Source organism: Sphingobium sp. ba1 (assembly GCF_000743655.1).
Taxonomy (GTDB): Bacteria; Pseudomonadota; Alphaproteobacteria; order Sphingomonadales; family Sphingomonadaceae; genus Sphingobium.
Map to the genome: position 1 here is coordinate 2045764 of NZ_JPPQ01000069.1, position 20095 is coordinate 2065858.

Sequence of the window (20095 nt, forward strand, 5' to 3'; positions counted from 1 at the left end):
AACTGCTCGACGCGGCGACCGCCCCGCCGAGCGCGGCAGCGACGACGCCAAGCGCCGTAATTGCAGCGCCCAACGGACCGAGCCTAGCGTCGGGAGCAGCGTCTGCGACGCCCAGCACCCCCATCTCCGTGCCAGGAACACCGGTCTTAGCCGCAGAAGCCGTGCCTGCCACGCCCCGCGCCGCGCCTTCGGTTCCAGACGCTACGACCCCTGCGCTTGCCGTTGCATTTGCGGCGACGCCCGTTCAACCGCCCCGGCCTGAGCAGAGCGGACAGTCTCCATCCGCGCCTGACCAGCCTGACCAGCCGCAATCCGCTACGCCGACCATGGCGCCCTCCAGCCCGATGGCGGCAGCCTTGGCGGACACCCCCGCCAAAGATCCGCGCATCACACCGGCACCGGTAGCAACGGACACCCGGCCCCAGGAAACGCAAGACGCGCCCGCCGCGCCGCAGCCTGAGGCAGTGCCCGCCGCAGCGCGCCCTGACGCCGCGCCTGCACGCCCATCGCCTGCAATTCGAACACGGCACCGGACTCCGACCCCGGAAACGGGCGAGAGTCGCGCGCCCATCCCGCAGGAAACGGACACTCAACCCGTGCCTTCAACGCCTGTGACCCAGCCGGTTACCGCACCCGACAAAGTCGCGATCGCTGCGCCTGCAAAAGCATCCGCCACCACGGTTCGCGCGCCGATGGCGGATACCGAAACGGGCAGCGAAACGGACATAGAGTCGGACGCGCCAGCCGGGCCTGAAAAGACCGAACCTTTGTCCGCTTCGCTGTCCGTTTCCGACGCGGCAGCACCGGCGCAGAACGCGGCAATCCCTCTCGCAACGCCAGTCCAGCCATCCCCTCAAGCCCCGATCCGATCGGCCGAACCGGTCAGGCAAACCGAAGCCGTTCATCCCGCGCGACCGGACGGAGCTGCACCGCTAGCCGCTACTCGCCCCGATCGCCCGTTGCCTAAGGACGCTGCGGTTGAACGGTCCGCCGCCGCGATGCCGCTGCCCGACCCGATGGCCGCCGCGACCGGCGTGGCCGCAACGTCGGCTCTTCCGCTCCCTGCGCCGCCTATCGTCGCAGAAGCCTCGCCGATGGATACCAAGGCCGCGGCACCCCTAGCAGCGCGCATCACGACGGCGACACCCGCACCCGCGCAACCGACCGCCCCAATGGAAGTTAGTGCCGCACCAGCCGCACCAGCCGCACCAGCCGCACCAGCCGCACCAGCCGCACCAGCCGCACCAGAGGCGGTGCAGTCCGTTCCGGCACCTCCCGCGCCACCCGGTTCAACGATGAAGGTCAGCGATCCAGGCCCGGCCCCAGTCGCCAGCCCCGTCGCGTCCACCGCACCGCAGAGCATCGCGCCCACTGACGTTGCCGCCGCTCCGCTACCGACACTGACCCCCGATGCCCAGCCACCGGCGCCAGCGCTCGTCAAAGCCGAGGCAGTATCGCTGTTGCAACTGGTGCGCGATCATATGACTGGCCGTGCTACCTCTACGCAGCCGACGGAAGCCGTGCAGCGCCAGGACACCGATCGAGAGGCCGCGGCTCCGCTGTCGATCATGCCGCGTGCCGACCCTGCAGCCGCGCCGACGCCGATCACGCTCCAACCCGTCGCACTCGCCCCAGTCCTGCCTACGGCACCCGTCGCCGACCTCTCCGCCAGCCTTGGCGCGCAAGTGGTGGACATGGGGGTGTCGGGCCAGTGGATCGACAGTCTGGCCCGCGACATTGCGGGTCTGTCGGCCAATGGCGCGCAGGGCCGGTTTCAGATCAATGCCGACACGCTCGGCCAGATCCAGGTCGACATCCAGCAGGGCGACAAGGGCGCAACCGTCGCCCTGACCGTCGCCACCGACCTTGCCGAACAGGCGCTGCGCCAGGATGGCGACCGCTTGCGCCTCGATGCAGGCCTCGCCGCCGTGAAGATCAGCGAGGTGAAGATCGAGCGTGCGCCCGCCGCCACGGACGCCACTCGCCCTGATCCGTCGGGACAGAATGCGCCGGGCCAACAGCACCAGCAGCAGGCAGGTCAGCCCGCCTTTCAGGGCCAGGGCCAAGGCCGCTGGCAGGCGCGCGAAAATATCGCGCAATCGCATAAAGCCGCCGACGACGCGGCCGTTCTTAACCATGCGGAGGCGGGCGACAACACCCGCGATGCCGCTCGCGCGCGCTACGCATGATCGGCCTTGAGCCTGGGGGACAGGAAGAATGAGCGACGAACCGAAGGCGAAGAAGAAAAAGGGCGGGGGCATGAAGATGATCCTGCTGGTCGTCATCGCCATGCTGATCGGCGGTGCGGGCGCGGCAGGCGGGCTCTATGCCGCCGGTTTCTTCAACCCGAAGGATGAAGGGCCAAAGGAAGATCCCAACAAACCCGTTCTGGTGCTGGCCGGCGAAAGCGCCGAGGATATCGCCAAGGCGCATGCCGCACCCCATGGCGACCCATCCGCAACGCATGGCGGCGCGCATGGCAAGGGCATCGACCTGCCGCCGCCCGCCAACCCCACCGCCTATCAGGCGACCTATTTCCAGCTGCAGACGCCCTTCACGTCCAACATGACGGACACCGACGCCTTTGCCCAGATTTCGCTGGCGGTATCGACCTATTATGATCTGCGGGTGATCGACGCGATCAAGACGCACGAAATGGCGATCCGCAGCCAGGTGCTGATGATGCTCGCCCAGCAACCCGAAGAGATGCTGGCGACGCCAAAGGGCAAGCAAGCCCTCCAGGCGAAGATCAAGGTGATAATTAACGATATTTTGAAGCAAAAAACGGGTTATGGCGGCGTCGATAACGTTTATTTTACCAATTTCGTTATTCAATAGCCCTGTCCAGAAGGCCGGGAAGTCCCCCGGCCCGCAGGGCAGGGGACAAAGATGGACGACGTTCAAACCTACGCCTTCGGGCGGGGGGATTCACAGGCACCGGTGATGTTGTCGGGGCTGGACCGGCTGGGCGACAAGCTCGCCCGGCGCATGCGCACGCTCATCGAACCGATATCGGGCACGCGCCCCCATGTCGCCGCGCATGAGACGCAGCTGATGGATATGGGCGTCTGGTCGGCCGCCATGCCCGCCTTTGCCAGCCTGTCCGTCTATCGCTTGCTCCCGCTCAAGGGGCAGGTGTTGCTGCATATGCACGCCGCCATGATCTCGACGTTAGTCGACTGCTTCTATGGCGGCCTTGGCAACCGGCCCTTGCCCTCGCGGGGCGAATTTACCCCGACCGAAGACCGGCTGATCGTCCGCCTGGCGGACGCCATCATCGCGCGTGTCGTCGAGACGTGGAGCGACGTCCTGCCACTCGATGCCAGCCTCGTCATGCGCGAAACCGGCGTCGGCTTCACCGCCAGCGCCCAGCCCGGCGATCAGATGGTCGTTCAGCGCTTCACCGTCAGCCTGACCCGTGAGCAGGAATGGCCGATCGATCTCGTCTTTCCGCTGTCCGCCCTGCGCGCGGTCGAAGCGCTGATGGGATCGAAGCTGCCCACCGACGACGAGCAATGTGATCCCGTATGGCAGGGGCGCATCGTCCGGCGGATGCGCGACATTCGCCTGCCCGCGCGCACCGTGCTGGCCCGGCCCCATCTTTCCGTCTCCGACCTCATGGAATTGAAGGTCGGCGATGTCATTCCCGTCACGATCGGCCGCTCGCTGCCGCTGATCGTGGGCAACCGCATCGTCGCCCATGGCAGCATCGGCGAACAGGATGGCCGCGCCGCCTTCCAGATTGAAAAACTCGTACAAGGATCCGACCAATGAGCGATATGAGCGAAGCCCCCCGGATGGAGCGCGCCGAAGATCCCGTCAGCCGGATGACGAATAATCGTCATTTCAAGCTGCTGGCGGACATTCCGGTCCGCATGTCGGTGGAGGTCGGATCGACCTCGCTGCGGCTCGCCGAAGTCATGGACCTGGCCGAAGGCAGTATCGTGGAACTGGATCGCCAGGCCGACGATCTGCTCGACATAATGGTCAATGGCGCGCTGATCGCCAAGGGCGAGGTGGTGACGGTCAATGGCCGCTATGGCATCCGCATCGTCGACATCGCGGCGACCGAAACCCGGCTTGCAGGCATCGAACGGCGCGGCTGATCGCACCGCATCGATTTTGCGCTTGCCTTGCGGATCGAAACTGCGGATCGCTTGGGCCAATTAACCATGAAGCGCGGGCGGCTCCATCATGTTCTGGTATTTCGTTAAACTGCTGATCCTCCTGCCGCTGGTCGGTGGCATGGCCTTTGGCGCATTGTGGCTGTGGCGCAAATATCAACCGGGCATGATGGGCCAGCAGGGCGACCGTTCGCTCAAGCTGCTCGAAGCCCTGCCGATGGGCGCGTTTGGCAAGCTCGCGGTGGTCGAGTTCGAGGGCAAGAAGATATTGCTGTCGGTCACGCGCGGCCGGATCGAAAAGATCGCGGAAGGCGACCATGCGCGCCTGCGCTAACCCCGTATCCGTCATCCCCGCGAAGGCGGGGATCCATCTCCCGACGTTTGCCACCAGATGCAAGGCTGGGAGATGGATTCCCGCCTTCGCGGGAATGACGTTGTTGGTTGTGCTGGCGTTGCTCTTTGTCAGCAACCCTGCCTTCGCGCAGGCGGCGCCTGCCGCCCCCGCCGACAATGGCGGCGCGCTAGGCCGCGCCATGGGCCAGATTTCCGGCGACGGCCGGTCGCTCTCGCTCAGCTTGCAAATCCTGATCCTCATGAGCCTGCTGACGGTGTTGCCGTCGCTCGTGCTGATGATGACCAGCTTCACCCGCATCATCATCGTCCTGTCGCTGCTGCGCCAGGCGCTGGGCCTGCAACAGACGCCACCCAATCAGGTGCTGGTCGGCCTCGCGCTTTTCCTGTCGCTGTTCGTGATGCGTCCCGCGATCGACCAGATTAACGGTCTCGCCTTCGATCCCTATGGCAAGGGCCAGATCACGATCGAGGAAGCGGTCGGCCGGTCGGGCAAGGTGCTGCACGGTTTCATGACCAAGCAGACCCGCGAGAGCGACCTCAAACTGTTCGCCAACCTCGCCGAAGCCCCCGCCTTCCGCACGCCCGCCGACATTCCTTTCACCATCCTGCTCCCAGCCTTCGTCACCAGCGAACTCAAGACCGCCTTCCAGATCGGCTTCATGATCTTCCTGCCCTTCCTCATCATCGATCTGGTCGTGGCTTCCACGCTGATGGCGCTCGGCATGATGATGCTGTCCCCGACCATCATCTCGATGCCGTTCAAACTGTTGCTGTTCGTGCTGGTCGATGGCTGGGCGCTCACGATGGGCAGCCTGGCGGGATCGTTCGCGACATGACCGTGGATCGTCACCTGCTTCCGTTCGGTTCGAGCGAAGTCGAGAACCGTTCGCGCAATCGCTTCTCGACACGCTCGAAGCGAACGGGGTGGGGTATCTAGTCCCGATGGACAATGCCGATTTCTTCATGGGCCTCGCCCAACAGGCGCTGTGGATCACCGCACTCGCGGCGGCACCCATACTGCTGCCCGCGCTGATCGCGGGCCTGATCATCGGCATGGTTCAGGCAGCGACCTCGATCAATGAACAGACGTTGAGCTTCATTCCCAAAATCCTGGTGGTTGGGGCCATGCTCGCCTTGTTCGGCGGATCGATCATGGTGCTGATCGCCGATTTCACCCGCGAGATATTCGATCGCATTCCGGACCTGCTGCAATGATAGCCCCCGGCTTCGCGGGGGTGGAGGCGCAGCTGTGGGTCTGGCTGATCGCGATGATCCGCCCCGGCGCGGCCTTCATCGCCGCGCCCGTCTTCGGCGCGCCCGCCGTGCCGCTCCAGCTTCGCCTGATCCTCGCGCTCGCGCTCGGCCTCGCCGCGCTCAACAGCGTCACCATCACCCTGCCGCAGGATGGCGTCGCCAGTTTCGAAGGCGTGATGATGGTCGCGGGCGAAGTGATGGCAGGCCTTGCGCTCGGCTTTGCCGTCCAGATTGGCTATGCCGCCGCCTTCGTCGCGGGGGAGACGATCGGCAATGCGATGGGCCTCAACTTCGCGGCGATGGTCGATCCTTCGTCGGGCCAGTCGACCCAGGTGCTCGGCACCTTCCTCTCCATCCTCGCGACCTTCCTGCTGCTCGGCATGGACGGGCATTTGCTGCTCGCCAGCTTCGTGGTGCAAAGCTATCAGGCGATCCCGCCGGGCGCGGCGATGCTGTCCAACGACACGATCTGGCGGATGATCGAATTTGGCGGCGCGTTGCTGGGCGCGGGTGTCACCGTCGCCCTGCCGGTCGCCTTTGCGCTGGTGCTGGTGCAGATCGTCATGGGCATGCTGGCGCGCGCTGCCCCCTCGCTCAACCTGTTCGCCGTCGGCATGCCGGTCGCGATGATGGCGGGCCTCATCCTCCTTGCCATGGCCGTCCCAATCATGGCCGAAGGCATGACCGCCTCAATCAAGGCAGGCCTTGAGCAGGCCCGCATGATCGCGGAGGGGCAATAGCCATGGCGGGCGGCAATGAGGGCGGTGAAAAGACCGAGAAACCGACCCAGAAGAAGCTGGATGATGCCGCCAAGAAGGGCGACATCCTCCAGTCGCGCGAACTGGGCACGGCGATGGTGGTCATGGCAGGCATTGGCTGGCTCGCCGTCACTGGCCCATCGCTGATCGACTCGCTCTCCGACATGCTGGTCGAGGCGCTGCGCTTCCGGCGCGAGGACATTACCGATTTCTCCCCGGCACAACGCGGGCTGGACCTGCTGACCGGCATCGCGCTGCCGGTGGCAGGTGTGATGCTGGCGACCTTCCTCGCCGCGATCGCTGCCCCGGCCTTGCTGGGGTCGCTCGGCTTCCGCCCCGGCGCCTTCGCGCCCAAGGCGTCGAAGATGAACCCCGCTTCGGGCCTGAAGCGCATGTTCGGCGCGCAGGGCCTGATCGAACTGATGAAGTCCATCGCCAAGATCGGCCTGCTCGGCGCGATCGGCATCTGGATGGTCTGGGACCGGCTGACCGAAATTACGGGCCTTGGGAAAATGGGCATCGGCCCCGCCATCGCCGATCTTGGCAATATGTTCATCCTCACCTGCCTCGTCATGGCGGGCGGGCTGTTCCTGATCGCGGGGATCGATGTCCCGGCGCAGATCATGCAGCGCGCCAAGCGGCTGGGCATGTCGAAACAGGATGTGAAGGACGAGCATAAGGAAAGCGAAGGCTCGCCCGAACTCAAGGGCCAGATCCGCCGCCGCCAGTTCGAAGTGCTGAACGGATCGACCCGCCAGGCGGTGGCCGAAGCCAGCGTCATCATCACCAACCCGACCCATTTCGCGGTCGCTCTGCGCTACAAGCCTGGCGTCGATGCCGCGCCGGTCGTGGTCGCGCGCGGCAATGATGCGATCGCCGCCGCCATCCGCGAACTGGCGGAACAGAATGGCGTCACCGTGCTGCAATATCCCGACCTCGCCCGCGCCATCTACTTCACCTCGCGCGCCGGGCAGGTCGTCAATGAAGGCCTCTATATGGCGGTCGCCACCGTCCTCGCCTTCGTCTTCCGCGTCGAAAACCGCATGGCGAGCGAAATGGACCGCCCCTTCATCACCGTACCCGACGATCTGCGCTTCGATGCCGATGGTCGCAAGCCGTGACGAAAGCGTAATGGTGAATTAAAGTTTAGCCGCGCTCGTCCGTATTCTCTTCATGGGGACGCATTAGGATGTGCGTCATGAGCGACTATTTTACCCGTATCGAGTTGCCGCCGGTCGATCGGACCGCGCCACGCGCCATCTCGTCTGCGCAGGCCGTTCAGCCGATTGCAGCAGGGCGATCCGCCCCATCGCCCGACCGCGACGCCCGTGCGTCGATGCCACAGATCGATGTGGCGAGCGTGGACGAGGATGTCGCCAGCGCTGCCGAATATGTCGAAATCCACGCCCGCATCGCCGATATATTGGCCGACCTGGACAGCGGCACGTCGGTCGATGGCGCGGCGCGGTCCATCGACGCGATGCTGGCCCGGCCGATCATCCTGGTGCCGCTGCCCCCTGCCAGCAAGGAAGCGATCGAACATGCCGCCGTGATCGCGCGTCGCATGGTTGATCGTGCCGCCTACAGCCATGCCGCGCAGGCGCATGTTTCGCGCGGCGTCGTCGATCAGATCGTCGCTTCGGCCAACTGATCAGTTCCCTCGCAAATCATTCCTAAAGGTCTTCGCGCTAGCGCCGTTCTCTCCTCTGAAAGGACGACGCAATGGCATCGGTCAGCAGCAGCATTACCACGGCGCTCGGCGTCGGATCGGGTATCGACACCAAGGCGCTGGTTTCCAGCCTGGTCGCTGCCACGCGTGATCCCAAGCAGGAGGTCATCACCAACCGGCAGAGCCTGAACAGCGCGCGCATCTCCGCGCTCGCCTCGGCCTCCAGTTCGATCGACACCTTCGCCGATGCATTGAACAGCCTGCTGGCAGGCACCGGCTATGCCGGGACGCCCGCCTCCAATGATCCCAGCATCGCTACGGTCGGCTTGCTGCCGGGTGGCGTGCCGATGGGTCTGCCCGCCCAGCTAGAAGTCAAGCAACTTGCCTCGGCCCGCACGCTGGCATCGACCCCGGTTGTGGGCGCTACCGCTGCAACGGCCGTGGGGGAGGGGGAAATGACCCTGACCGTGGGCGGCCAGAGCGCGACGATCAGCATCACCGCCGCCAATAACAGCTATTCCGGCCTTGCCGCCGCCATCAACGAGGCGGGCCTGGGCGTTACCGCATCGGTAATCACCGATACGCAGGGGACGCGGCTGGTGATGAAGGGCGCCACCGGCGCGGCCAATGATTTTTCGCTGGCTTCGGTCAGCGGTACGGACTTGGCGAAATTCGCCTGGGAAGGCACGGACAGCGCGACGATGGCGTCGATGGCGACGCCCAAGGATGCGATCATCAGCCTCGATGGCGTGGAGCAGCGCTATGCCAGCAACACGATCGACACGGCGATCGCCCATCTGCGCATCGACCTGAACAAGGCTGTGCCGGGCACGCTGGTCACGCTGGCGTCGACCGAACCGACGACGACCATGCGCGATCTGATGGTCGAATTCGTCGATGCCTATAATACGCTCATGAAGGCGCTCAACACATCGACCAGCACGGGCGCGGATTCCGCCTCGTCCGGTGTCCTGAACGGCGAAGCGTCGATCCGCGACATGAAGCGGCAATTGTCGCAGATGACCTCCACCGCGCTGACCAGCAGCGGCACCTATCGCACCTTGTCGGACATCGGCGTCGCCACCAATCGCGATGGCACGCTCAAGCTCGACACTGACGTCCTCGACAAGGCGATTGCCGCCGATCCGTCGGCGATCACCCAGATGCTCAATCCGGCGGTCGCGACCGCGACCAACCCAGGCCTCGCCGGGATGATGGATGCGGTGCGCGACCGGGTGCAGGTCAAGGACGGTGCGCTGGCGCAGGCGCAGGTAAAATATGAGGCGCTGGCCAAATCCTTGAGTGAACAGCTCGAAAAGCTCGACACGCAGATGACCAGTTACGAAGCGCAGCTCACGACCGTCTATTCCAAGATGGAAACGCGCCTGACGGCGCTCAAAGCTACGCAAAGCTATCTCGAACAGCAGATCGAGATGTGGAACAACAGCGACAGTTAACGGGGACGAACGGGACCATGTTCTACAATCAGGGTTATGCAGGGGCCAGCGCCGCGCGCCGCTATGCAGCGGTGCATTCGGGCAGCCGGACCGAAGGGGCAACGCCGCATGCGTTGGTCAGGATATTGTTCGACGAACTGCTGTTGGCGCTGGATGCTGCTGCGCTCGCCGAACGGCAGGCCGACCGGATGCAGGTGTCGGACAAGCAGGCGCGTGCCATGTCGATCCTCTTCGCGCTCGAATCGAGCCTGGACCATGACAAGGGCGGCGACGTCGCGCTGGGCCTCGCGCAAATTTATCGCGAGGCGCGCCGCCTGTTGCTGGTGGGGGCCAAGGAACGGACGGCAGAACCGGTCGATCAGGCCCGCGCCATGATCGCCGAGATTGCCGACGCCTGGAACCAGATCGGCTAAGGCCAGCGCGATCGGAGTGGCCCGGTTGCGGGGTTGCACCCCTTCCAAGCCGCCTGTATAGGCGATGCTCGCAGAGGGCGGCCCGGCGGGGTCGCCTTTTTGCGTTATATCTCCTGCGCCCAGGACGCGCAGCATCAAGCCAGAAAGGGAAGGCTCATGTCGATTACGCCGCTCATGCCCGTTTACCCCCGGTGCGATGTCCGTCCGGTGCGAGGCGAAGGCTGCTATCTGATCGGTGAACGCGGCGAACGCTATCTCGATTTCGCGAGCGGCATCGCGGTCAACCTGCTGGGCCATGGTCACCCCAAGCTGGTCAAGACGATCGCTGATCAGGCCGCGACGCTGATGCATGTGTCGAACCTCTACGGCATGCCGCTGGGGGAGAAGCTGGCGCAGAAGCTGGTCGACAACACATTCGCCGACACCGTCTTCTTCACCAATTCGGGTGCGGAAGCGGTCGAGTGCGCGATCAAGACCGCGCGTCGCTATCATTATGCCAATGGCAACGCCCATCGGCATAACATCATTAGCTTCGACAATGCCTTTCACGGGCGGACGCTGGGGACGATCTCGGCCACCAGCCAGCCCAAGATGCGCGATGGATTCGAACCGTTGCTGCCCGGCTTTTCCGTCGTGCCGTTCAATGATCTCGACGCAGCGCTGGCGCAGATCGATGACAACACGGCCGGTTTCCTGCTGGAGCCGGTGCAGGGCGAAGGCGGCGTGACGCCAGCGACCAAGGAATTCCTGGTCGGCTTGCGCAAGGCGTGCGACGAGCATGGCCTGTTGCTGATTCTGGACGAGGTCCAGTGCGGCTATGCCCGCACCGGCACCTTCTTCGCGCATGAACAGTTCGGCATCACGCCGGATATCATGGCCGTCGCCAAGGGCATTGGCGCGGGCTTCCCGCTGGGTGCCTGCCTCGCCACCGAGGACGCGGCCAAGGGCATGGTGTTCGGCACCCACGGCACCACCTATGGCGGCAATCCGCTCGCCATGGCGGTGGGCCTGACGGTGATCGAGGAAGTGCTGACCGACGGGTTTCTGGACCATGTCACCGCGATGGGGGCACGTCTGCGCGCCGCGCTGGAACAACTCATCCCCAATCATGACGACATGTTCGAGGATGTGCGCGGCATGGGGCTGATGCTGGGCGTAAAGCTCAAGGACAGCCATGACGCCCGCAGCTTCGTGGGGCATCTGCGCGACCATCATGGCCTGCTGACCGTGTCGGCGGGGCAAAATGTGCTGCGCATCCTGCCGCCCCTCGTCATTGAGGAAAGCCACATCGCCGAAGCCATCGAGAAAATCTCCGCCGGTGCGCGGACATTTGTCGAAGCCAAGGCGGCTTAAGACTGACCTCCGTTCGCCCTGAGCTTGTCGAAGGGCTGCACTTGTCTTTTAGGAAAGTGCAGGGCTTCGACAGGCTCAGCCCGAACGGCTGATGGGTGTTTACCATGACCAAGCATTTTCTGAATCTCTCCGACGCAGGCGGCGATGCCATTGCCGCCATGATCGCTGACGCCATCGACCGGAAGGCTGCGCGAGCGTCCTGGCCCAAGGGGCGCGTCGATGCCGATGCACCGCTCGCGGGTCATACACTGGCGATGATCTTCGAGAAGAATTCGACCCGTACCCGCGTATCCTTCGACATGGCGATCCGCCAGTTGGGCGGCACGTCGCTGATCCTCGATTCGGCCACGACGCAGCTTGGCCGTGGTGAGACGATCGCCGATACGGCGCGCGTCCTGTCGCGCATGTGCGACGCCATCATGATCCGCACTGACGATCATGCCAAGATTGAGGAAATGGCGCATCATGCGACCGTCCCCGTCATCAACGGCCTGACCGACCTGTCTCACCCCTGCCAGATCGTCGCCGACCTGCTCACCGTGGTCGAACATGGCGTGGCCTTGCCCGGCAGCCAATGGGCGTGGCTGGGCGATGGCAATAATGTGCTGCACTCGATCATCGAAGCGGCGGGGCTGCTCAAGTTCGACGTGCGCGTTGCCGTGCCGGAGGGCTATGAACCCGGCGCATCTTTCGCGGCGGCGGCGCAGGCGCTGGGTGCGCGCATCAGCCTGACCCGCGATGCGGCAGAGGCGGTCGCAGGCGCGGACATCGTCGTCACCGATACCTGGATCTCGATGGGGCAGGCCCATGCCGAGGAAAAACTGGCTGCGATGATGCCCTATCAAGTGACACCCGCGCTGATGACCGGCGCGAAGCCGCAGGCCAAATTCCTCCACTGCCTACCCGCCCATCGCGGCGAGGAAGTGACCGCCGACGTGATCGACGGCCCGCAATCGCTGATCTGGGACGAGGCGGAAAACCGCATTCATGCCCAGAAATCGGTACTGCTCTGGGCCATGGGGCATCTTGGTTGAGTTTACGGGCGGGCTTCCTATCTAGGCGGCTCGCCCGCATCGTCCGATGCGGCCTTACGCCCCGCGCCATCGCCTGCGGGAACACCGGAGCCTTGATGTGACTATCGCCCCCCATGTCGACCATGCCATCGGCTTCACCATAGCCTCGCGCCATGCGCGCGGTCGTCTCGTGCGGCTCGGCCCGGTGCTGGACGAGGTGCTGGCCGCCCATGCCTATCCCCCGGCGATCGAGCGGCTGCTGGCGTCGGCGCTGGTGCTGGCGGCGCTGCTCGGCGCGACGCTCAAGCAGGCCGACGGGCAATTGACGATGCAGGCGCAGACCGAACATGGCGTCGTCCGCCTGCTGGTCGCCGATTACAAGAATGGCGATCTGCGCGGCTATGCCAAATTCGATGCCGACCGGCTCGCAGAACTTGGCCCCGACCCGACCTTGTTCGGCCTCTTTGGCAAGGGCTATCTCGCCATCACCTTCGACCAGTCCGTCACCGGCGAGCGCTATCAGGGCATCGTGCCGCTGGACGGCGAATCGCTGGGTGCGGCGGCCGAACATTATTTCTTCCAGTCCGAGCAGATCCCAAGCGTCATCCGCATCGCTACCCGGCACGAACCGGGCGAGGGTTGCTATGCCGCCGGATTGTTGCTTCAGCATCTGCCCGAAGGCGAAGTCGGCCGCGAACGGCTGCACGTCCGCCATGATCACCCCGAATGGGAGCATGTGCAGGCGCTCGCGGTGACGCTCAAGGACGAGGAACTGACGGACACGTCGCTCCCCTTGAGCGACATCGTCTGGCGGCTGTTCCATGAGGAAGAGGAAGTCCGCGCAACCGATCCCACGCCGCTGGCCAAGGGATGTCGCTGCGACCTGTCGCATATCCGCGACGTCATCGGCCGCTTCTCGCCCGATGATCGCGCCGAAATGGCCGACGAGCAGGGCATTATCGGCGTCGATTGCGCCTTCTGCTCACGGCTCTTCCCGCTTCGGGTCGACAGCTTCGCCTGACGCGGTGTCGTTACGCTAACGATATTTGTAATTTGGGCAGCGCAGCCGGTTCGCGCTATCAAAATGCCGTAATCCTACGGCATGGCGGACAGGGATGGTTGCGGCCCAGATGGCGCGTGACCCTTGATGGGAATATAGATCATGGGAAAGGCGGTTTGGCGCACGCTCGCAATAGCGGCAGCGATGACGGCAGCAAGCTGGGCCGGTGCGGCGGATGCGCCAAAACTCGCGGCGCTCCAGACGCTGGAACCGGGCGAATGGGAATTGCGCGGCCGGGGCAAGGGCGCGGAGACCCGCAAGCTGTGCGTATCGGACGTGCGCCAATTGCTGCAGATACGCCATGCCCGCGCCTCCTGCCGCAGCTTCGTGGTGAGCGATGAAGCCCAGGCCGCCAGCATCACCTATGATTGCGCGGCGGCGGGCAATGGCCGCACCGACCTGCGCGTCGAAACCGCGCGGCTGATACAGATCAGCTCGCAAGGTGTGGCCGATGGCGCGCCCTTCGTCTTCGTGGCGGAGGGGCGCCGCATTGGCGCCTGCCGCTAAGCGCAGCGCCATGCTTGCGCTGGCGCGATTGGGGCAGTAGCGCGAAACCATGGTTGCCAATCAAGGAAAATTCGCCGTCGTCCTGCTTTCGGGCGGACTGGATTCGATGGTCGCGGGTGCATTGGCGCGCGAGGCGGGCTATCGTCTGCTCGCCTTGTCGATCGATTATAATCAGCGGCATCGCGTGGAACTGCAGGCTGCGTCGCGCGTCGCGAAGTCCTTGAACGCGATGCGTCACATCGTCCTGCCGCTTGATCTGACTGCGTTCGGCGGTTCGGCGCTGACCGCCGACATCGCCGTGCCCAAAAGCGGGGTCGGCGACGACATTCCCATCACCTATGTCCCGGCGCGCAACACCATCTTCCTGTCGCTGACCCTGGGGCTGGCCGAAGTTGCCGGGGCCAGTGACATCTTCATCGGCGTCAACGCGCTGGATTATTCGGGCTATCCCGATTGCCGCCCTGAGTTCATCGACGCCTTCCAGACGATGGCGGCGCTGGCGACTAAGGCGGGGGTGGAAGGCCACCCGATCCGCATCAACGCTCCGCTCCAGCATATGAGCAAGGCCGACATCGTGCGGGAGGCGGATCGGCTGGGGCTCGACACCGGGATCAGTTGGTCCTGCTATGACCCGACGCCGGACGGCAAGCATTGCGGCCTGTGCGACAGTTGCCGCCTGCGGTCAAAGGGGTATCAGGAAGCGGGCCTTCCCGATCCCACCCTCTACGCCGCGCGGCCCTGAAAGCGCGCACGATGAGCTATGCGGTCAAGGAAATGTTCCTGACGCTCCAGGGCGAAGGGGTGCAGGCCGGGCGGCGCGCGGTGTTCCTGCGCTTTGCCGGATGCAATTTGTGGAGCGGGCGCGAGCAGGACCGGGCTACCGCCATCTGCCGCTTTTGCGATACGGATTTCGTCGGCACCGATGGCGATGGCGGCAGCAAGTTCGCCGATGCCGATGCACTGGCCGATGCCGCGCTTGCCTTTTGGGGCACGGCCGAGGCGGGCCACTATATCGTTCTGACCGGCGGCGAGCCGATGTTGCAGGTGGATGATGCGCTGGTCGAGGCGCTCCACGCGCGCGGATTCACGATCGCGATCGAAAGCAATGGCACGCTGCCCGTCCATCCCGCTATCGATTGGGTCTGTATCAGCCCCAAGGCGGGGAGCGAGGTCGTGCAGACGTCAGGCGATGAGTTGAAGCTCGTCTGGCCGCAACCGGGCGGCGGGCACAGCGTCGCCGATGTCGCGGCGATGGAGCTTTGGGCCTTCACCCATCATCTGCTCCAGCCGCTCGATGATCCCCAGGCCCAGGATAATGCCCGCGCCTGTATCGCACTGGTCATGGATCGGCCGCGCTGGCGCTTGACGGTGCAGGCCCATAAATATCTGGGCCTGCGCTGATCCGTTTTAAGGTTTCGCAACCCCGATCTTGTCGTTCCACGCCTGATGGCAGACGGGTTGCAGCACGCCCTTTTTCCAGCATTTGGGATCGAAGGAGGGCAGGGCGGTCACATAGTCATAGCCCGGCGTGCCATAATATTGCTCGCCCGCGGCAACCAGCGACTTTTTGATCGAAGCCAGACCGCTGCGCGCTACCTCATGCAACTTGCCCCGATCGGCGAAGATCGCCTTGCGCCCGACCTCGGCCGTCGCCAGGCAAAAGCCCTTTTGCGCCTGTACGGTCGAATAGCCCGAATAGATGCGCGTACCATATTGGTCGGACGCGGCCTGCCCCGGCCGTCCCTTGCCCACGGTGCGCTGGAAATAGCTCAATATACCGGCCTGCGCCGCATCCAGTTCGGCGTCATGATGCGCGATCATCGCGTTATAGTTGCCGATGGCGAGCAATGTGGGTTCGAACTGGCATTGCAGCGCTGCGACATTGAGCGCCGCGCGCAGGTTCCACACCAGCCCGGCCTTAATCTCTGCCTCCGTAGCCCCCGGCAGGCCAAGCGCGGTAGCGGCGGCCGAATCGGTCAGGGGCGGGGCGGACAGGTCAGGTGGCGACCAGAAAAATTGGGCGGCGGCGGGTTGCGCCAGCATCGGCGCAACGGCCAGGGCAAGGCCAGTCAGCGCGGTACGGAACGTCATGCAATAAGGGCCTTTTACGAACGGGTGCGATGAATGGGCATCGCCCGAATATGTGTCTAAGCCGACTGTATCAGGGCTGAATGATTGCGCCAGCCCTATTGGTCGGAGAGGACTTCCGCTTCCGCCCCGGCTGGTTCGGCGGCGGGTTGTGCCGCGCTGCTGGTATTGGCGGCCGCGTTGCCGGGCGAGGCGATCGCCGTGCCTTCGCTCTGCACTCCGTCCAGGTCGGTCATGGCGTCGCTGGTGGTGCCATCGACAACTTCCATGTCCTTCATCTCGACCTTGGTCTCGGTCTTGTCCGCGCCGCCGCACGCGGCCAGCGGCAGCAGCGACAGGGTCAGGGAGGCAAGTATGTGGCGGCGCATCCGGGTCTCCTTGCGATCATCGATGCCCGGCAATCCCCCGCCCGGCGAAAGGCGTGACCCTAGCGACCGGCTTCGCATTGCTCAAGTCCCGTGCCGCACCGCGACAAGCGGTTGAGAAAGGCAGGGAAATGCGCCTTGAGCGCGGCGTCGAGCACGACCATGGAGGCGTCGCCGCCCAGCGCGGCGATGCTGGTCACGGGATAATCGCTGATCCCGCATGGCACGATGCCGGTAAAATGGCTGAGGTCAGGATCGACATTGATGGCAAAACCATGGAGCGTCACCCAGCGCCGCACCCGGATGCCCAGCGCGCCGATCTTGGCCTCCCGTCCGTCGCGGTCATCGGTCCAGATGCCGATCCGCCCGTCCGCCCGCCGCGCCGCTATGTCAAGATCGCCAAGCGCCGCGATCATCCAGCCTTCGAGATGATGCACGAAATTGCGGACATCCTTGCCGCGTTCGCCGAGGTTGATGTTGAGATAGCCGATCCGCTGCCCCGGCCCATGATAGGTGTAGCGGCCGCCGCGTCCGGCATCATAGACCGGGAAGCGCGCGTCGATCAGTTCTGCCGGGTCTGCGCTGGTTCCGGCGGTGTAGAGCGGCGCATGTTCCAGCAGCCACACCCGTTCGCGCGCCCCGCCGACGTAGATCGCGGCAGCGCGCGCCTCCATCTCGGCTAGCGCCGTTGGATAATCGACAGGCGCGGTTTCGGTGCGCCATTCGACGCTGTCGGGGAAGGGAAGGGGGGCCGTCATGACGCTTCCTTGACTTGGAGACTGCGAGCGATCAAGTCTCCGCGATATTTCCGGGAACAGGGCAGGCGTTACAAGATATGGCGACAATGTCGATCGGCAAGGCGTGGCAGGAAGCGGTGGCCTTCGTCGCCCGCGAAGCCACATTGCTGTTTCCCGTCGCGCTGCTGTTCGTGGCGCTGCCTGGCCTCATCCTTCAGGAAATGACGCCACCGGAATTGGCCGCATGGTCGCTCGCGCCCAAGATGGACACGATGCCCGATGTCCCGGCCAGCTATGGCGTGGCCCTCATGATCGCCATTGTCCTGATCTGGTTCGGATCGCTCAGCCTGTTTGCGCTCGCGCTGCGCCCCGGCATTTCGGTGGGGGAGGCGCTTCGGCTCAGTCTGAACCGCCTGCCCGTGCTGCTTGGTACCGCGCTGGTGGTGCTGGGGGCTTTGTTCGGCCTGCTGATGACGATCATCCTGGTGGCGGTGATCGTCTCGCTGGCATCGAAAGCGGCTGGTGCCTCGCTTGGGCTTTTGCTCGGCTTCGTCATGGTCGGCATAGCGCTTTTCGCCAGCGTACGGCTGATGCTGCTCAATCCGGTCGTTCTGGATAGTGGCGCAGGCGTCAAGGAATCGCTCCGCCGTGCCTGGGCGCTCACGCGCGGGCATTTCTGGCGGCTGCTGGCCTTCATCCTGATCCTGACCTTGCTGTCCGCCATCGTCGCATCGGCGGCGCAGTCTATTTTCGGTTTGCTGGGCAGCTTGCTTGCAGGGCCTGACGGCGCGCGGCTGACTGGCGGGATTGCCGGGGCGATCGTCTCCACGGTGATCCAGGTCTATATGCTGGTGATGCTCGCGCGCCTTTATCGTCAGGCGACCGCTGGCTGATCCAGCAGCGGTACATGGGGCGCTGCGTCGCGCGGTAAGATCCCGGCGAGGCGTGGGTCGGCGAAGGTCTCGATTTCGCGCTTATAGGCGACGAACCCCGCCTTGATATAGAAGCCAAACGCCGCCGGACTGTCGAGCGTGCAGGTGTGGACCCATAGACGCTCGACGCCCTTGCGCCAGGCGAGCGCCTTGGCCTGCGCCATCAGCCATTGTCCGTGACCCTTGCCGTTCAGTTGCGGCACCAGCCCGAAAAAGCCCAGTTCGCAATCGGGCATCGAGCGGAAATCCAGTTCGAGCAATCCGACCTCGATCCCGCGCGGGTCGGTGACGGCATAGACCTCGACCGCCGGGTCATGGATGATCGCGGCGAGCGATTCGTCCGGCATGATCAGCCGCGAAAACCAAAGCCATGGCTCCCCCACCCGGCGGAACAGCGCGCGATAGCTGTCGAGCTTTGGCACCTTCCATCGCACGAGTCGCAGGGGCGAGGGCGGGATCGGCGCAGGGCGCGGCTTTTGGCGCATCTCCAAATGGGTGACGATCGCGGCCACCATGCCCGGATCGACCGCGATCAGCGCCATGGCGTCAGCTCCAGCTCGCCATCGGCGGCAGGCTCATCAGGATGGCGTCGATGTTGCCGCCGGTCTTGAGGCCGAACAATGTTCCGCGATCATGCACCAGATTGAATTCGGCATAGCGGCCCCGCCATTCCAGCATCGTGGCATAGTCCGCTTCGGTCCAGGCTTCGTCCATGCGCCGCCGCACGATGGGCGGATAGGCATCGAGAAAGGCGTCGCCGACGGCGCGGGTGAAGGCGAAATTCGCGTCGAACGCTGCATCGTCCGCACATTCGAGATGATCATAGAAAATGCCGCCAACCCCGCGATGGACGCCGCGATGGGGGATGAAGAAATACTCGTCGGCCCAGTCCTTGAACCGGGGGTAATGGTCCGGGTCATGCGCGTCGCATGCGGCCTTGAGCACTTCATGGAAATAGGCCGTATCTTCTTCGCGCGGCAATGGAGGGTTGAGGTCTGCCCCGCCGCCGAACCAGCTTTTGGTCGTCACCAGATAGCGCGTATTCATATGCACGGCGGGCACATGCGGATTGGCCATATGCGCGACCAGGCTGATTCCGGTGGCGAAAAAGGCTGGATTCTCTGCCGCGCCATGGATGCTCTGCGCAAAGCCGGGGGCGAACTCGCCGCCCACGGTCGAGATATTGACCCCGACCTTCTCGAAAACCTTGCCCTTCATCACCCCGCGCACGCCACCGCCGCCTTCGCCCGGTGCCTGATCCTCGGCCTCGCGGTCCCAGGGGGTGTAGGCGAAACTGGCGTCGCTGCTTGCCTCCCGCTCGATCGCTTCGAACGCGGCACAGATCCGGTCCCGGAGCGATTCGAACCAGGCGCGGGCGGCCTGCTGGCGGGAATCGAGGGTGAAGGGAACGATAGGTGTGGGAGCGGGGGTCATTGCGGGAACTTTCCGGTCTGGCGCAGGGCTTCGGCGACGGCGATGCCCGTGGAAACGGCGATGTTCAAGGATCGAAAGCCCGGTGCCATGGGAATCCGCACCCGGATATCGGCCATATCCCGCACGGCATCGGGGACGCCTGCGCTTTCGGACCCCATCAGCAACACATCGTCACCGCGAAATGCAACGTCCGGCAACCTCTGCGAGGCATGGCTGCTCAGCAGCAGCAGGCGGCGGCCGTTGGCGCGCCGATCCGCATCGAAGGCGTCGAAATTGGCGTGCCGCACGACCTCCGCCGCTGCACCATAGTCCATCGCCGCGCGTTTCAGGCGGGCATCGGAAAAGGCGAATCCGGTCGGCATGATTATGTCCACGGGCACCGCGAAACAGGCCGCCAGACGCAGGATGGCACCGACATTGCCGGCGATTTCGGGCTGATAAAGGGCGATACGCATGAGGGAGCCCATAATGCACTGCGGCAAATTGTCATAGCTTGCGTGACTTTGCTGTTGGCAAAGAGCGCGCACTGGGGTTATCAGGCCCGCGAACCACGCCGGGGGGACGGCGGGGGCCATAT

Annotated in this window: 26 protein-coding genes; 19 read left to right on the top strand and 7 right to left on the bottom strand. The window is 64.6% G+C overall.

The window, feature by feature from the left end; genetic code table 11:
• Positions 1-589: 589 nt before the first annotated feature.
• Positions 590-727: a hypothetical protein gene (locus tag IL54_RS24655; RefSeq protein ID WP_162182230.1), complete on the bottom strand. Its 138-nt coding sequence runs from the start codon at positions 725-727 to the stop codon at positions 590-592.
• A 568-nt stretch (positions 728-1295) separates the two neighbouring features.
• Here IL54_RS24655 and IL54_RS24660 point away from each other — a divergent pair.
• The 18 genes from IL54_RS24660 to queE all read left to right on the top strand — a co-directional run bounded on the left by IL54_RS24660 (position 1296) and on the right by queE (position 15363).
• A complete protein-coding gene (locus IL54_RS24660) occupies positions 1296-2189 on the top strand; it encodes a flagellar hook-length control protein FliK (protein WP_052027692.1) in 894 nt (297 codons plus the stop codon).
• Positions 2190-2217: 28 nt separating this feature from the next.
• Entirely contained in the window at positions 2218-2838 is a 621-nt protein-coding gene (locus tag IL54_RS12970) for a flagellar basal body-associated FliL family protein (RefSeq protein ID WP_037476206.1), read from the top strand.
• Positions 2839-2889: 51 nt separating this feature from the next.
• Positions 2890-3774 (top strand): flagellar motor switch protein FliM, encoded by an 885-nt coding sequence (locus IL54_RS12975; RefSeq protein ID WP_037476208.1) that lies wholly within the window; start codon positions 2890-2892, stop codon positions 3772-3774.
• Positions 3771-4106 carry a flagellar motor switch protein FliN gene (gene fliN, locus IL54_RS12980; protein WP_037476210.1) on the top strand — a complete coding sequence of 112 codons (336 nt, stop codon included), beginning with the start codon at positions 3771-3773 and terminating at the stop codon, positions 4104-4106. The genes IL54_RS12975 and fliN overlap by 4 nt, the downstream gene beginning before the upstream one ends.
• A gap of 88 nt (positions 4107-4194) precedes the next feature.
• Positions 4195-4458, top strand: coding sequence for a FliO/MopB family protein (locus tag IL54_RS12985; protein ID WP_037476212.1), 264 nt, complete (start codon positions 4195-4197; stop codon positions 4456-4458).
• A gap of 94 nt (positions 4459-4552) precedes the next feature.
• The gene (gene fliP / locus IL54_RS12990; protein WP_037476215.1) at positions 4553-5314 is read left to right on the top strand and encodes a flagellar type III secretion system pore protein FliP; all 762 of its coding nucleotides are present in this window, start codon (positions 4553-4555) and stop codon (positions 5312-5314) included.
• 106 nt (positions 5315-5420) lie between these two features.
• Positions 5421-5693, top strand: a complete 273-nt coding sequence (gene fliQ / locus IL54_RS12995; RefSeq protein ID WP_037476216.1) for a flagellar biosynthesis protein FliQ — start codon at positions 5421-5423, stop codon at positions 5691-5693.
• Positions 5690-6472: a flagellar biosynthetic protein FliR gene (gene fliR / locus IL54_RS13000; RefSeq protein ID WP_037476218.1), complete on the top strand. Its 783-nt coding sequence runs from the start codon at positions 5690-5692 to the stop codon at positions 6470-6472. The genes fliQ and fliR overlap by 4 nt, the downstream gene beginning before the upstream one ends.
• A gap of 2 nt (positions 6473-6474) precedes the next feature.
• Positions 6475-7611, top strand: a complete 1137-nt coding sequence (gene flhB, locus IL54_RS13005) for a flagellar type III secretion system protein FlhB (RefSeq protein ID WP_037476219.1) — start codon at positions 6475-6477, stop codon at positions 7609-7611.
• Positions 7612-7688: 77 nt separating this feature from the next.
• Positions 7689-8141, top strand: coding sequence for a hypothetical protein (locus IL54_RS13010; protein WP_037476220.1), 453 nt, complete (start codon positions 7689-7691; stop codon positions 8139-8141).
• A 71-nt stretch (positions 8142-8212) separates the two neighbouring features.
• Positions 8213-9616, top strand: coding sequence for a flagellar filament capping protein FliD (fliD, locus tag IL54_RS13015; protein ID WP_037476221.1), 1404 nt, complete (start codon positions 8213-8215; stop codon positions 9614-9616).
• Positions 9617-9633: 17 nt separating this feature from the next.
• Positions 9634-10029 carry a flagellar export chaperone FliS gene (locus IL54_RS13020; RefSeq protein ID WP_037476222.1) on the top strand — a complete coding sequence of 132 codons (396 nt, stop codon included), beginning with the start codon at positions 9634-9636 and terminating at the stop codon, positions 10027-10029.
• A gap of 156 nt (positions 10030-10185) precedes the next feature.
• The gene (locus IL54_RS13025; protein ID WP_037476223.1) at positions 10186-11382 is read left to right on the top strand and encodes an aspartate aminotransferase family protein; all 1197 of its coding nucleotides are present in this window, start codon (positions 10186-10188) and stop codon (positions 11380-11382) included.
• A 104-nt stretch (positions 11383-11486) separates the two neighbouring features.
• Entirely contained in the window at positions 11487-12416 is a 930-nt protein-coding gene (gene argF, locus IL54_RS13030; RefSeq protein WP_037476225.1) for an ornithine carbamoyltransferase, read from the top strand.
• A 46-nt stretch (positions 12417-12462) separates the two neighbouring features.
• Entirely contained in the window at positions 12463-13416 is a 954-nt protein-coding gene (hslO, locus tag IL54_RS13035; RefSeq protein WP_052027693.1) for an Hsp33 family molecular chaperone HslO, read from the top strand.
• A 141-nt stretch (positions 13417-13557) separates the two neighbouring features.
• Entirely contained in the window at positions 13558-13962 is a 405-nt protein-coding gene (locus IL54_RS13040) for a DUF3617 domain-containing protein (RefSeq protein WP_037476227.1), read from the top strand.
• Between the two features lie 49 nt (positions 13963-14011).
• Positions 14012-14704, top strand: coding sequence for a 7-cyano-7-deazaguanine synthase QueC (queC, locus tag IL54_RS13045; protein WP_037476229.1), 693 nt, complete (start codon positions 14012-14014; stop codon positions 14702-14704).
• Positions 14705-14715: 11 nt separating this feature from the next.
• Positions 14716-15363: a 7-carboxy-7-deazaguanine synthase gene (gene queE, locus IL54_RS13050; RefSeq protein ID WP_037476232.1), complete on the top strand. Its 648-nt coding sequence runs from the start codon at positions 14716-14718 to the stop codon at positions 15361-15363.
• A gap of 6 nt (positions 15364-15369) precedes the next feature.
• Here the strand turns inward: queE and IL54_RS13055 are convergent, their stop codons facing one another.
• The 3 genes from IL54_RS13055 to lipB all read right to left on the bottom strand — a co-directional run bounded on the left by IL54_RS13055 (position 15370) and on the right by lipB (position 17173).
• Positions 15370-16053, bottom strand: coding sequence for a hypothetical protein (locus tag IL54_RS13055; protein WP_037476233.1), 684 nt, complete (start codon positions 16051-16053; stop codon positions 15370-15372).
• Positions 16054-16148: 95 nt separating this feature from the next.
• Complete coding sequence (locus tag IL54_RS13060; RefSeq protein WP_037478633.1) at positions 16149-16418, bottom strand: hypothetical protein; 270 nt, start codon at positions 16416-16418, stop codon at positions 16149-16151.
• 59 nt (positions 16419-16477) lie between these two features.
• Positions 16478-17173, bottom strand: a complete 696-nt coding sequence (gene lipB, locus IL54_RS13065) for a lipoyl(octanoyl) transferase LipB (RefSeq protein WP_037476234.1) — start codon at positions 17171-17173, stop codon at positions 16478-16480.
• Between the two features lie 77 nt (positions 17174-17250).
• Here lipB and IL54_RS13070 point away from each other — a divergent pair, with 77 nt between their 5' ends.
• The gene (locus IL54_RS13070) at positions 17251-18045 is read left to right on the top strand and encodes a glycerophosphoryl diester phosphodiesterase membrane domain-containing protein (RefSeq protein ID WP_037476235.1); all 795 of its coding nucleotides are present in this window, start codon (positions 17251-17253) and stop codon (positions 18043-18045) included.
• Here IL54_RS13070 and IL54_RS13075 read toward each other — a convergent pair.
• The 3 genes from IL54_RS13075 to IL54_RS13085 are packed head-to-tail and all read right to left on the bottom strand — an operon-like array spanning position 18027 to position 19973.
• Entirely contained in the window at positions 18027-18626 is a 600-nt protein-coding gene (locus IL54_RS13075) for a GNAT family N-acetyltransferase (protein WP_037476236.1), read from the bottom strand. The two genes, IL54_RS13070 and IL54_RS13075, sit on opposite strands and share 19 nt — an antisense overlap.
• A 4-nt stretch (positions 18627-18630) precedes the next feature.
• Positions 18631-19518, bottom strand: a complete 888-nt coding sequence (gene hemF / locus IL54_RS13080; protein WP_037476237.1) for an oxygen-dependent coproporphyrinogen oxidase — start codon at positions 19516-19518, stop codon at positions 18631-18633.
• Entirely contained in the window at positions 19515-19973 is a 459-nt protein-coding gene (locus tag IL54_RS13085) for a tRNA (cytidine(34)-2'-O)-methyltransferase (RefSeq protein ID WP_037478635.1), read from the bottom strand. Before IL54_RS13085 ends, hemF begins: the two co-directional genes overlap by 4 nt.
• Positions 19974-20095 lie beyond the last annotated feature (122 nt).

Bases quoted from the DNA above. Each gene is read 5' to 3' on its own strand.
- lipB (WP_037476234.1), bottom strand. From the start codon at position 17,173: ATGACGGCCCCCCTTCCCTTCCCCGACAGCGTCGAATGGCGCACCGAA.
- IL54_RS12985 (WP_037476212.1), top strand. From the start codon at position 4,195: ATGTTCTGGTATTTCGTTAAACTGCTGATCCTCCTGCCGCTGGTCGGT.
- queC (WP_037476229.1), top strand. From the start codon at position 14,012: ATGGTTGCCAATCAAGGAAAATTCGCCGTCGTCCTGCTTTCGGGCGGA.
- fliQ (WP_037476216.1), top strand. From the start codon at position 5,421: ATGGACAATGCCGATTTCTTCATGGGCCTCGCCCAACAGGCGCTGTGG.
- IL54_RS12975 (WP_037476208.1), top strand. From the start codon at position 2,890: ATGGACGACGTTCAAACCTACGCCTTCGGGCGGGGGGATTCACAGGCA.
- argF (WP_037476225.1), top strand. From the start codon at position 11,487: ATGACCAAGCATTTTCTGAATCTCTCCGACGCAGGCGGCGATGCCATT.
- fliR (WP_037476218.1), top strand. From the start codon at position 5,690: ATGATAGCCCCCGGCTTCGCGGGGGTGGAGGCGCAGCTGTGGGTCTGG.
- hemF (WP_037476237.1), bottom strand. From the start codon at position 19,518: ATGACCCCCGCTCCCACACCTATCGTTCCCTTCACCCTCGATTCCCGC.
- IL54_RS13085 (WP_037478635.1), bottom strand. From the start codon at position 19,973: ATGCGTATCGCCCTTTATCAGCCCGAAATCGCCGGCAATGTCGGTGCC.
- IL54_RS13075 (WP_037476236.1), bottom strand. From the start codon at position 18,626: ATGGCGCTGATCGCGGTCGATCCGGGCATGGTGGCCGCGATCGTCACC.
- IL54_RS13040 (WP_037476227.1), top strand. From the start codon at position 13,558: ATGGGAAAGGCGGTTTGGCGCACGCTCGCAATAGCGGCAGCGATGACG.
- fliP (WP_037476215.1), top strand. From the start codon at position 4,553: ATGACGTTGTTGGTTGTGCTGGCGTTGCTCTTTGTCAGCAACCCTGCC.
- flhB (WP_037476219.1), top strand. From the start codon at position 6,475: ATGGCGGGCGGCAATGAGGGCGGTGAAAAGACCGAGAAACCGACCCAG.
- IL54_RS13010 (WP_037476220.1), top strand. From the start codon at position 7,689: ATGAGCGACTATTTTACCCGTATCGAGTTGCCGCCGGTCGATCGGACC.
- IL54_RS13060 (WP_037478633.1), bottom strand. From the start codon at position 16,418: ATGCGCCGCCACATACTTGCCTCCCTGACCCTGTCGCTGCTGCCGCTG.
- fliN (WP_037476210.1), top strand. From the start codon at position 3,771: ATGAGCGATATGAGCGAAGCCCCCCGGATGGAGCGCGCCGAAGATCCC.
- IL54_RS13055 (WP_037476233.1), bottom strand. From the start codon at position 16,053: ATGACGTTCCGTACCGCGCTGACTGGCCTTGCCCTGGCCGTTGCGCCG.
- IL54_RS13070 (WP_037476235.1), top strand. From the start codon at position 17,251: ATGGCGACAATGTCGATCGGCAAGGCGTGGCAGGAAGCGGTGGCCTTC.
- fliD (WP_037476221.1), top strand. From the start codon at position 8,213: ATGGCATCGGTCAGCAGCAGCATTACCACGGCGCTCGGCGTCGGATCG.
- IL54_RS13025 (WP_037476223.1), top strand. From the start codon at position 10,186: ATGTCGATTACGCCGCTCATGCCCGTTTACCCCCGGTGCGATGTCCGT.
- IL54_RS24655 (WP_162182230.1), bottom strand. From the start codon at position 727: ATGTCCGTTTCGCTGCCCGTTTCGGTATCCGCCATCGGCGCGCGAACC.
- hslO (WP_052027693.1), top strand. From the start codon at position 12,463: ATGCGGCCTTACGCCCCGCGCCATCGCCTGCGGGAACACCGGAGCCTT.
- IL54_RS12970 (WP_037476206.1), top strand. From the start codon at position 2,218: ATGAGCGACGAACCGAAGGCGAAGAAGAAAAAGGGCGGGGGCATGAAG.
- queE (WP_037476232.1), top strand. From the start codon at position 14,716: ATGAGCTATGCGGTCAAGGAAATGTTCCTGACGCTCCAGGGCGAAGGG.
- IL54_RS13020 (WP_037476222.1), top strand. From the start codon at position 9,634: ATGTTCTACAATCAGGGTTATGCAGGGGCCAGCGCCGCGCGCCGCTAT.
- IL54_RS24660 (WP_052027692.1), top strand. From the start codon at position 1,296: ATGAAGGTCAGCGATCCAGGCCCGGCCCCAGTCGCCAGCCCCGTCGCG.